The following is a 9,216-nucleotide window of genomic DNA, read 5'->3' on the forward strand; positions in this document are numbered from 1 at the left end:
GCTTCGCGTGAGTGATTCAGTGAAATCAATTGCTGTGCTCGTCTCTGGAACGGGTACGTTGCTGCGGGCCATGATCGACAATGCGCAAGGTCGCTACCGCATCGACATTGTGGTGGCGGATCAAATTTGCCCAGCGATCCAACGTGCGAAGAACGCGGGTATCCGCACCGCAGTGGTGCCAATGGAAACCAACCGCAACGCGTGGAACGAAAAACTTGCCGCCACGCTTGCGTCCGTGAAGCCAGACCTTGTCGTTTCGGCAGGCTTCATGCGCATCCTGGGCAAGCCCTTCCTTGAGAAGTATGAAGGTCGAACCATCAACGCGCACCCGTCGTTGCTGCCATCATTCCCGGGCGCGCACGCTGTCCGGGATGCTCTGGAATACGGTGTGAAGGTCACCGGCTGCACCGTCCACTACGTCGATTCCGGACTGGATAGCGGCGAGATCATCGCCCAGCGTGCCGTTGAGGTGCTGCCGGACGACACCACCTCCACGCTGCACGAGCGCATCAAGAAGGTCGAGCGCGAGCAGATCGTGGAACTGCTCCATAACGCCCAAGTAGTAAACGGAAAGGTCCTTTTCTCATGACGAATGCCGCGAAGCGGGAAATCAAGCGCGCGCTGATCAGCGTCTACGACAAGACGGGGCTGGAGGATCTGGCTCGCGCGTTGGGCGAAGCCGGCGTAGAAATCGTCTCCACCGGTTCCACCGCGAAGCGCATTGCAGACGCAGGCGTGCCGGTGACCGAGGTCGCAGAGGTCACCGGTTTCCCGGAGGTACTCGACGGCCGTGTGAAGACGCTGCACCCGCGCGTGCACTCGGGCATCCTGGCAGACCTGCGTAAGGACGACCACAAGGCGCAGCTTGAGGAGCTGGGCATCGAGCCGTTCTCGCTCGTCGTGGTCAACCTGTACCCGTTCGAGGAAACCGTCGCCTCAGGTGCCAACTTTGACGAGTGCGTCGAGCAGATCGATATCGGTGGTCCGTCGATGGTGCGCGCGGCAGCCAAGAACCACCCGTCTGTCGCGGTTGTGACCTCCCCGAAGCGCTACGCCGACGTTGTGGAGGCCGTGAAGAACGGTGGCTTTACGCTCGACGAGCGCCGCGAGCTCGCCCTCGAGGCGTTCACGCACACTGCGCGTTACGACGCCGCCGTGTCCTCCTGGCTCGCCTCCCAGCTCGAGAGCCAGACCGAGTCTGGTGCGCAGACCACGGAACTGCGCTACGGCGAGAACCCGCACCAGGCAGCCCGCCTGGAAAGCGACGGCTGGGGCATTGCCGCTGCGAAGCAGCACGGCGGCAAGGCAATGAGCTACAACAACTACCAGGACGCTGACGCCGCATGGCGTGCGGCTTGGGATCACAACCGTCCGTGCGTCGCGATTATCAAGCACGCCAATCCGTGTGGTCTCGCAGTTTCCGACGAGTCCATCGCGGATGCACACAAGAAGGCACACGCCTGCGACCCTGTCTCTGCTTACGGCGGCGTGATCGCTGCGAACCGCGAGGTTACCCTTGAGCTTGCAGAGCAGATCCACCCGATCTTCACCGAGGTGGTCATCGCCCCGTCTTTCGCGCCGGAAGCACTCGAGCTGCTGCGCACGAAGGAGAACCTGCGCCTGCTGGAGGTCACCCCGGAGCAACTCACCGAGGAACGCAAGCAGATCACCGGTGGTTGGCTGGTCCAGGAGCGCGACCAGTTCCAGGCCGACGGCGACGCAGCCGCCAACTGGAAGCTGGTTGCCGGCGACGCTGCCGACGAGCAGACCCTCGCCGATCTTGAGTTCGCGTGGCGCTCGGTGCGTTGCGTGAAGTCCAACGCCATCCTGATTGCCAACGACGGCGCATCGGTGGGCATCGGCATGGGCCAGGTCAACCGCGTCGATTCGGCCAAGCTGGCCGTTGACCGCGCGAACACACTGGACGAGGGCCGCAACCGCACCAACGGTGCCGTGGCAGCCTCCGACGCGTTCTTCCCGTTTGCCGACGGATTCCAGTTGCTTGCAGACGCCGGTGTGAAGGCCGTTGTCCAGCCCGGCGGATCCATCCGTGACGAGGAAGTCATCGCTGCAGCCAAGGAAGCCGGCGTGACCATGTATCTCACCGGCACCCGCCACTTCGCCCACTAACCCTCTGAAGGAGAGTACCTCCGTGTCCTCCAAGCTCGCCGCGCTTGCGCTCACCGCAGGTATTTCGCTTCCGGGCCTGCCGGCCATTCCCACCTACTCCGCGATTGATCAGATCCCGGTTGTAGGCCCGGCCATTGTGCAGACCTACAAGCAACTGCCGCCGCAAGTGCAGCGAGCCATCCACCTGCCGTTGCCGCTGACGGCACCGGCCGCCGCGAAGAGACAGCCGACGGGCAAGAGTGCCACGGAGGTTCAAGCGCAGCTTGATCAGCTTGTGCGCGACGTTGTTGCGCGACATGGTGGCCGCGCGACAGCATCTGTCGGTGGCATTACCGCAGGGGATAACCGCCCGGAGCCGGCATTTTCCACCATGAAGGTCCCGGTGGCTATTGGTGCGCTGCGCAAGAGCCCGGCAGCCTACCCGGATGCTGAGGTCGCCGTGACCCGCTCCGATAACCCTGCCGCGCACCGTATGTTTGGCCAGGTATCGGGCGCGGAACTCGACGGCATCATCGCCGAGGCAGGATCGCGGACCACCAACTCCGCGGGATACCAGATGGGCACGCTGTGGACCACCAGCGACCAGGCGGCGTTTGCATCGGGCCTGCGCTGCGTGAAGGGGCATGAGCCGGTGCTGGACATGATGGGGCGCGTCGTCGATTATCAGCGCTGGGGTGTAGGGCGCATCCCTGGTGCACGCTTCAAGGGCGGCTGGAACTACTACGAGAACGGGCACCTCGCCCGCCAGTTTGGCCTCATCCCTGGGCCGAACGGGGATATCGCCGTGGCGATCACCGCGCACAGCCCGAAGGGGCACGAGGGTAGTTTCGCCATGCTCAACGAGCTGGCGGACGGCATCGCAGCAATGCGCGGCGATCTGCCGACGGCCCGCTGCTAAACATGACGCCGCGACTGAGGTTTGCTGCAGCGCTGGTCGCCGCTGGGCTTGCGCTCAGCGCGTGCGGGGCAGGGGAGCGGGCCTCAGAACCAGCGACGGAAACTGTGACGGCAACCCACGTAATTACGCCGAGTTCACTCGCACCCTCGCCCGTCCCCGCGCCTGTTCTGGAGCAGTTGCAACCGCAGCTCCAAGCAGCAGTCGATGCCGTGGTTGCTCAATACGGGGGAACGGCAGAGCTCGCGGTGTCTGACGGCCGGGACGCAGTAGGATCGCCGGAACAAGATCCGCAGGTAGCGTGGTCAACTTCGAAGGTTCCGATCGCGGTCACTGCGCTTCGCAAAGACCCTTCGCTACTTCCGGTTGCGGAGTCTGCGATTACCGCCTCAGACAACTTCGCAGCAGAAACACTGTGGGCGACGGTTGAGCCTGCGGAGGTAGAAGCAGTGCTGCGTGAAGCAGGAGTAGATCTCCCGATGAACACCGTTGTGCTCAGGCCTGGATTCACGGCTTTCGGTCAAACGCGATGGGGCACTCGTGAGCAGGCAGTGTTCGCCTCCAACCTGCGCTGTGTGGCGGGGGCCGACGAGGTACTCGACATGATGCGCAAGGTAGTGCCGGAGCAGCGCTACGGTCTGGGGGTTTTGCCGGATGTTGCCTTCAAAGGTGGCTGGGGTCCGGGGGACGACGGGAAGTACACCGTGCGCCAGCTCGGCCTGTACAACGGCTACGGCATCGCGCTGACAGTTTCGCCCGCAGACGGCACGTACGCGACGGCCCAATTGATGGCAACTGATCTCACAAACGCTGTGCTCGAGCTGCAATTGGGCTCGCCAAATCCTGACTGTTCGGAGGCTGGACGATAGACTGCGGGATAAACACCCCCGTAGCTTGGAGATTCCACGATGTCGAACCCAAATGCCAACCCCAACGATGAGTGGGCGGCATACACCCCGAAACCATCCGAATACGACGAGTGGGGACAACCACAGCAGGACATGCCCACCCAGCAGTTCCCGGCGCAAAGTTGGGAACAGCAGCAGTGGAGCCAACCTGAGTACGCGCCGGCGCCCGCCCCGCAAGAGCCGAAGTCGTCGAACCGGGTGCTCTACATCATCATTGGTGTGCTCGCCGTTGCCCTCCTGGCGGTCCTCGGTGCGTTCGCCGCGTGGAGCTTTGGCGGATCGTCCAGCGGTTCCACAGAGCCGGTGACCTCTACTGTTGTGGAAACGTCGACGCGTGCTCCAGGTGGGGCTGCGACTGACGGCGCAAAGCCCTCGGCGGCGCCGTCGTCGGCAAAGCCGGACGCTGACCGGAAGGACCGTACCTTCGGGGTTGGCGTGCCGGAAACGTCCGTCACAACTGAGGGCTTTGCGCGTGCCGTTGGTGATGATTTCCGCGCGTACTACGCGGAGCACGGAAAGACGCCGACTTCGCTGCGTAGCCTGAGCCCGAAGACCGGCCAGTACTACATGATGTCCTGCTCGCCGGCGCAGGGCGGTTTCCGCTGCACCGGCGGCAACAACGCCTCCGTCTTCATCAGCGAGCAGTAGAAGGAAACCGGGATGCAGCATTACAACCTGTACAAGACGCTCGAACTTGATCCGTCGGCTTCGAGCGAGCTGCTTGTCGACGAGCTCACGCAGCGCCTCGACAGCGGCCTCACCTCCAACCCTGGTGGCGAGGAGGAATTGCGTCTGGCTCGGGAGATTCTGGGAGATCCGACTAAGCGCCAGATGTACGACTCTCGCTTGAAGGCCGACAGTGGCATGCCCATGAACGTGCAAAGCCTTCGGTCGCTGGCCGCCATGGCGTCACCGGCTGCAACGGCTGCACCGACCGCACCCGAAGCACCAGAAGCCCCCGAAGTTTCCGAACCAGCCGTTGTTCCCGGCTCTGGCGAAGGGGACAACACACCGGAGAAGTCGTTCGATGTGAAGCGTTGGTGGCCTATTGCTGCTGTTGTTGCGGGTGTGCTCGTCATTGCGCTGGTAGTTCCTCAGCTTGTTGGCGCTGGGCTGGGCTCGAGCGGACCTGAGAAGCTCGCCAACGAAATCGCCCAGCTTGATGAGGACGATAGGGCCGACTGGATGAATCAGCATGCCGCTGCTGGCCGTGCCGCGTTGCTTGAAAACAAGCTTGAGAACACGAGCATCGGATCATCCAACGATGCCGAGTACGTTGTGGGGGAGAGCTACGACCTGAAGGAGCTCGTCGCAAAGAAACAAGATGGCGATGCGTCGGAGAACACCGACTACCTCGACCGTCTTTACGGGTTGAGTGGGATCAAGGAGGCGCGACTCGTTGGGATTAACACGGAGGTGAAAAACAAGGACGTCCACGCGACATCGGTCAATACCCAACTGTTCCTGTTCGCTCGAGATGGCGGCGACTGGAAGCTCTACGACATCTTTGACTAACACGGCGAGAGAAAGAAGAGGTTGAACATGAATAAGACGAAAGCAATCGCACTTCTTGGTGCAGGGCTGTTGACAGTCTCGCTGAGTGCCTGTGGCGGCGCGGATGAAACCGAAACGGAAGTGCTTGACCCAACTAAGCACGCAACTACGGCTGCGGAATCCCTTAAGCCACAGTGGAACAACAACGCACGCATGGCCGTCGATCCGTTAGAGGCGGCGCCTGAAGCAGCACGTGACTTGCCAGAAACAAGGTCACTTGGGATCGACAACCTCGACGTGTTCAATCCGACATTCAATCAGGCGGTCCCTGCAAAACTCGCTGTCACATCCTGGGACAAAGAAACCCGTGCGCTCGATCTGGACACGGGAGCGTTGTACGACATCTCCCCGAAGAAGTTCGATGGCTCTGAGGACAAACGTATGACCACGACGATGATGCTGGTTGCCGACGACGGGAAGACCAAAGGTGCCAGCCTTGTGAAGACTGTGGAGAGTACCCAAGGCCTACAAACCGAGAAGGTAAGCCTGTCGACGTTCCTTGACGATTTCGCATCCTTCGACGAGCCAACCCTCGCAGAGGTGGATTCGAAGAACCTCGATGCGAAATCCGCCGAAATCATCGCGGCGAGCGCGGAGAAGATCTATCTCGCGAACATTCCGGAGGCCGGCTCGAAGAAACAAATCGATGTCGTTGCGGTAGATATCGCCTCCGGCCAAGAAACAAGGCATGAGCGCATCGAGACCAATGATTTCTTCGGCGTGCTCGCGCAGAGCGGGGAGCCCGTGCTGTATTACGCAAGCAACGAAGGGGATTTGAGGAGCCGAAATCTCGAATCGGGGGAGGACGTTGAGATACGTAAAGGTTTCGCACCTGAAGCCGCGTGGCGTATCGGCGACAGCGCCCTTGTTTACGGCAAGGACACTGCGGAACAGGAGCGCTGCATCGATGAGCCAACGAAGCCTTGTAAAGTGAAATTCCTCTATGTCAGCGGTGGCAAGGCAGACGAAGCAATGAGTGTGGAAACCAGAACCTACAGTTCTGTACCTGTGGTGCGGCGCAGCGGTGGCATTATTACGGCCATCTTCTACTCGCCACTCGATGACCTAGAAAAACTCTTTGTCCTCAAGCCCGAGACTGGAGAAGTCCTGCTCGAAATAGGCGAGGACGAACTCAAGGAGTTGGACTTCGTCGACGCGATTTCGGACGGGGAGTCGATCTTTACCTACGACGGCAATCGAACTTCCCCGCGCGTTGCTCAAAGCGATGTGAAGACTAAGGAACTTATCACCGCTGATGCGGATGTGTTCCCGATTGATTCACCGTCAGGGGCCCGGATTTGGGGCGTGAAGCGAGACGACGGGGATTGGTTCGAGGCCCGCGTCGCGGTCGAGGATTTAGACAAGTTCTAAACTAAGCGTCCTCGTCGCGCGATACCTGCGCGACGAGGCTGAGCATGCGCTCGGCGCGGCGATCCGGCAGATCCGTATGCAGCACGTCCAAAACGGCATCGGCGATGGTGACGGAGGGGGCGGGCAGGGCGTCGTCGACAAGCGGGTATGGCGCAACGCCGGTGTTGTCGCGCATCTCGATGGCGGCGAGCGTCATGTGGAACGGTAGGTCGATGCGGGGGTCGTCGTCGCCAACGATCTGCGCCGCCAGGTCGCGGAAGATACCCTCCAGGCGTTGGCGTGCCTCGTGGTACTCGTCAAACTCCTCCGACTCCAACACTGGCAATTGGTAGAGTCGGCCGACGTTCCAATTCGAGGACAACAAGATACGGGTCTCGGCGGCGACGAGCGCCCAGAGCTTCACAGCTGCGGTCTCGTCGGTCTTGGCCAAGTCTGATGCGAGATCCAGCGAAGGCTGCAGTGTCCCCATGAGCAGCGTGAGGAAGATGTCGCGCTTGGAGGGGAAGTGGTAGTACAGCGACGCCTGACGGATGCCTACGGCGTCAGCAATGTCGTGAGTGGAGGTAGTTGCGAAGCCTTTGCGTGTGAAAAGTTCGGATGCGGCATCGAGGATTTCTTCGCGGGCGGTTGCGCCTTTGCGCCGTGGGCTTTGCTTGCGTGGTCGTCCGACCGAATTCGCCATACCCTGCCTACCTTTCTGGGATACGCCACTACTTTAGAAGAAAAACACCCGCTCTCAACCCTCACGGAGAGGGGAGTGCGGGTGCTTAGAGCCGAAGACTCTTACGCTGTCATCGTCAACCGGCTAATTAGCGGGTGGTGAACGGCAGAAGAGCCATCTCGCGCGCGTTCTTCACAGCGGTAGCGACCTGGCGCTGCTGCTGCGGGGTCAGGCCCGTGACGCGGCGGGAACGAATCTTGTGACGGTCGGAGATAAACAGACGCAGGGTCTCAATATCCTTGTAGTCGACGGTCTCGATGCCCTTTGCCTTCAGCGGGTTCTTCTTCGGGCGACGGGACTGCTCAATGCGCGGCTTACGCGAATTGTTGCGCTTCATAATTTGAGTCCTCCTTACCACGAAGACTTACGGACGCCAGGCAGCTCACCGCGGTGAGCCATCTCGCGCATACGGACACGGGAAACACCGAACTTGCGGAGGTAGCCGCGGGGGCGGCCGTCACGCGAGTCACGGTTGCGCACGCGCACCGGGGATGCGTCGCGCGGCTGACGGTTGAGCTCAAACTGAGCGTCCAGACGATCCTCGTCAGAGGTCTCCGGGTTCTTGATGATTGCCTTGAGCTCGTTACGACGCTCCGCGTAGCGGGCGACGATCTCTTTACGCTGCTCGTTCTTAGCGATCTTAGACTTCTTCGCCATGGATTATCGCTCCTCGCGGAATTCGACGTGCTTGCGAACTACCGGATCGTACTTCTTCAGCGTGATGCGGTCCGGGTTGTTGCGCTTGTTCTTGCGGGTGACGTAGGTGAAGCCGGTGCCCGCGGTGGACTTCAGCTTGATGATCGGGCGGATATCGTTACGTGCCATTAGATCTTCTCACCTCGTGCACGGATCTGGGCGACGACGGACTCGATGCCGTCGCGGTCAATGATCTTCAGACCCTTCGTGGAAACGTTCAGGGTGATGGTACGGCCCTCGGAGGGCAGGTAAAACTTCCGCTTCTGCACGTTGGGGTTCCAACGGCGCGAGTGGCGGCGGTGCGAGTGCGAGACGGTCTTGCCGAACGACGGCTGACGTCCCGTGACCTGGCAATGTGCCGACATGGGTTTCTTCCTTACTCTTCTTACCGCCCACGACTCGATCACGATGTGAGGAAAGCACCAGGTGAGAAGCGGTGTGAGGGTCCGCTACCGGCGCAAATGCAATCGGTTGACGTAGGCGTATATGTGTACTTCGACAACAGCGAGAGACAACCCTACCGTCTTTGCGCCATTTCTCATAATCGCGTTCTTCTTTAATATGACACCCGTGAATGAACCCACCTATCGGAGAATCGTCGCTCTCGACGTCGCTCGAGGTATCGCAATTCTGGGCACATTGGCGACGAATATCTGGATCTTTGCCACCTGGCACCAGATGGACAGCGTCATGGAGCAGTATTTCGATCCGAACTTCACGCTCTGGGATGAGGTTCGCGCCGCTTCCACGAATGGAACTGCAGCAGAGGCCGCCGACGCGTTGTTCAATGCCGCAAGCGCGTTGGTCACGGACGGCAAGTTCCTGGGACTGCTCACCATCATGTTCGGCATCGGCATGGAGATCCAGCGCCAATCTGCAGCGAAACGAAACCAGCGCTGGCCCGGGCTGTACCCCAGGTGCCCCTACCAGCGCCCGCAGTT

Annotated in this window: 12 protein-coding genes and 1 pseudogene; 8 read left to right on the plus strand and 5 right to left on the minus strand. The window is 60.9% G+C overall.

From position 1 onward, the window contains the following. The first annotated feature begins 7 nt into the window (after positions 1 to 7). The 7 genes from purN (at position 8) to HMPREF2736_RS00715 (ending at position 6,858) form a co-directional block, all read left to right on the plus strand. Positions 8 to 589, plus strand: coding sequence for a phosphoribosylglycinamide formyltransferase (gene purN / locus HMPREF2736_RS00685; protein WP_371326395.1), 582 nt, complete (start codon positions 8 to 10; stop codon positions 587 to 589). Continuing rightward, entirely contained in the window at positions 586 to 2,130 is a 1,545-nt protein-coding gene (gene purH / locus HMPREF2736_RS00690; RefSeq protein WP_070614207.1) for a bifunctional phosphoribosylaminoimidazolecarboxamide formyltransferase/IMP cyclohydrolase, read from the plus strand. The genes purN and purH overlap by 4 nt, the downstream gene beginning before the upstream one ends. A 22-nt stretch (positions 2,131 to 2,152) precedes the next feature. Further along, complete coding sequence (locus HMPREF2736_RS00695) at positions 2,153 to 3,028, plus strand: serine hydrolase (protein WP_083291995.1); 876 nt, start codon at positions 2,153 to 2,155, stop codon at positions 3,026 to 3,028. A 2-nt stretch (positions 3,029 to 3,030) separates the two neighbouring features. Then, positions 3,031 to 3,894, plus strand: coding sequence for a serine hydrolase (locus HMPREF2736_RS00700; RefSeq protein WP_210399431.1), 864 nt, complete (start codon positions 3,031 to 3,033; stop codon positions 3,892 to 3,894). Between the two features lie 39 nt (positions 3,895 to 3,933). Continuing rightward, positions 3,934 to 4,581, plus strand: a complete 648-nt coding sequence (locus HMPREF2736_RS00705) for a hypothetical protein (protein ID WP_070828668.1) — start codon at positions 3,934 to 3,936, stop codon at positions 4,579 to 4,581. A 12-nt stretch (positions 4,582 to 4,593) separates the two neighbouring features. Next, positions 4,594 to 5,448, plus strand: coding sequence for a J domain-containing protein (locus tag HMPREF2736_RS00710; RefSeq protein ID WP_070828669.1), 855 nt, complete (start codon positions 4,594 to 4,596; stop codon positions 5,446 to 5,448). 192 nt (positions 5,449 to 5,640) lie between these two features. Beyond that, on the plus strand, positions 5,641 to 6,858 hold the full coding sequence (locus HMPREF2736_RS00715) for a hypothetical protein (protein WP_168167603.1): 1,218 nt from the start codon (positions 5,641 to 5,643) through the stop codon (positions 6,856 to 6,858). Between the two features lies 1 nt (position 6,859). Here HMPREF2736_RS00715 and HMPREF2736_RS00720 read toward each other — a convergent pair whose 3' ends face one another. From HMPREF2736_RS00720 to rpmB, 5 genes are all read right to left on the minus strand, one after another. Then, positions 6,860 to 7,540: a TetR/AcrR family transcriptional regulator gene (locus HMPREF2736_RS00720; protein WP_070421430.1), complete on the minus strand. Its 681-nt coding sequence runs from the start codon at positions 7,538 to 7,540 to the stop codon at positions 6,860 to 6,862. A 127-nt stretch (positions 7,541 to 7,667) separates the two neighbouring features. Next, positions 7,668 to 7,919 carry a 30S ribosomal protein S18 gene (gene rpsR / locus HMPREF2736_RS00725; RefSeq protein WP_180950003.1) on the minus strand — a complete coding sequence of 84 codons (252 nt, stop codon included), beginning with the start codon at positions 7,917 to 7,919 and terminating at the stop codon, positions 7,668 to 7,670. Positions 7,920 to 7,930: 11 nt separating this feature from the next. Next, complete coding sequence (rpsN, locus tag HMPREF2736_RS00730) at positions 7,931 to 8,236, minus strand: 30S ribosomal protein S14 (protein WP_034999472.1); 306 nt, start codon at positions 8,234 to 8,236, stop codon at positions 7,931 to 7,933. Between the two features lie 3 nt (positions 8,237 to 8,239). Continuing rightward, positions 8,240 to 8,404 carry a 50S ribosomal protein L33 gene (gene rpmG / locus HMPREF2736_RS00735; RefSeq protein ID WP_006841072.1) on the minus strand — a complete coding sequence of 55 codons (165 nt, stop codon included), beginning with the start codon at positions 8,402 to 8,404 and terminating at the stop codon, positions 8,240 to 8,242. Further along, the gene (rpmB, locus tag HMPREF2736_RS00740; RefSeq protein WP_042409504.1) at positions 8,404 to 8,640 is read right to left on the minus strand and encodes a 50S ribosomal protein L28; all 237 of its coding nucleotides are present in this window, start codon (positions 8,638 to 8,640) and stop codon (positions 8,404 to 8,406) included. The genes rpmG and rpmB overlap by 1 nt, the downstream gene beginning before the upstream one ends. A gap of 205 nt (positions 8,641 to 8,845) precedes the next feature. Between rpmB and HMPREF2736_RS00745 the strand changes: the two are divergent. Then, a pseudogene (locus HMPREF2736_RS00745) lies at positions 8,846 to 9,216 on the plus strand (hypothetical protein); the annotation flags it as partial.

This window comes from Corynebacterium sp. HMSC036E10 (genome assembly GCF_001836265.1).
GTDB lineage: Bacteria > Actinomycetota > Actinomycetes > Mycobacteriales > Mycobacteriaceae > Corynebacterium > Corynebacterium coyleae.

Excerpts from the sequence above, each read along its gene's own strand:
- purH (WP_070614207.1), top strand. The coding sequence starts at position 586 with ATGACGAATGCCGCGAAGCGGGAAATCAAGCGCGCGCTGATCAGCGTC.
- HMPREF2736_RS00700 (WP_210399431.1), top strand. The coding sequence starts at position 3,031 with ATGACGCCGCGACTGAGGTTTGCTGCAGCGCTGGTCGCCGCTGGGCTT.
- HMPREF2736_RS00705 (WP_070828668.1), top strand. The coding sequence starts at position 3,934 with ATGTCGAACCCAAATGCCAACCCCAACGATGAGTGGGCGGCATACACC.
- HMPREF2736_RS00710 (WP_070828669.1), top strand. The coding sequence starts at position 4,594 with ATGCAGCATTACAACCTGTACAAGACGCTCGAACTTGATCCGTCGGCT.
- HMPREF2736_RS00715 (WP_168167603.1), top strand. The coding sequence starts at position 5,641 with ATGGCCGTCGATCCGTTAGAGGCGGCGCCTGAAGCAGCACGTGACTTG.
- HMPREF2736_RS00720 (WP_070421430.1), bottom strand. The coding sequence starts at position 7,540 with ATGGCGAATTCGGTCGGACGACCACGCAAGCAAAGCCCACGGCGCAAA.
- rpsN (WP_034999472.1), bottom strand. The coding sequence starts at position 8,236 with ATGGCGAAGAAGTCTAAGATCGCTAAGAACGAGCAGCGTAAAGAGATC.
- rpmG (WP_006841072.1), bottom strand. The coding sequence starts at position 8,404 with ATGGCACGTAACGATATCCGCCCGATCATCAAGCTGAAGTCCACCGCG.
- rpmB (WP_042409504.1), bottom strand. The coding sequence starts at position 8,640 with ATGTCGGCACATTGCCAGGTCACGGGACGTCAGCCGTCGTTCGGCAAG.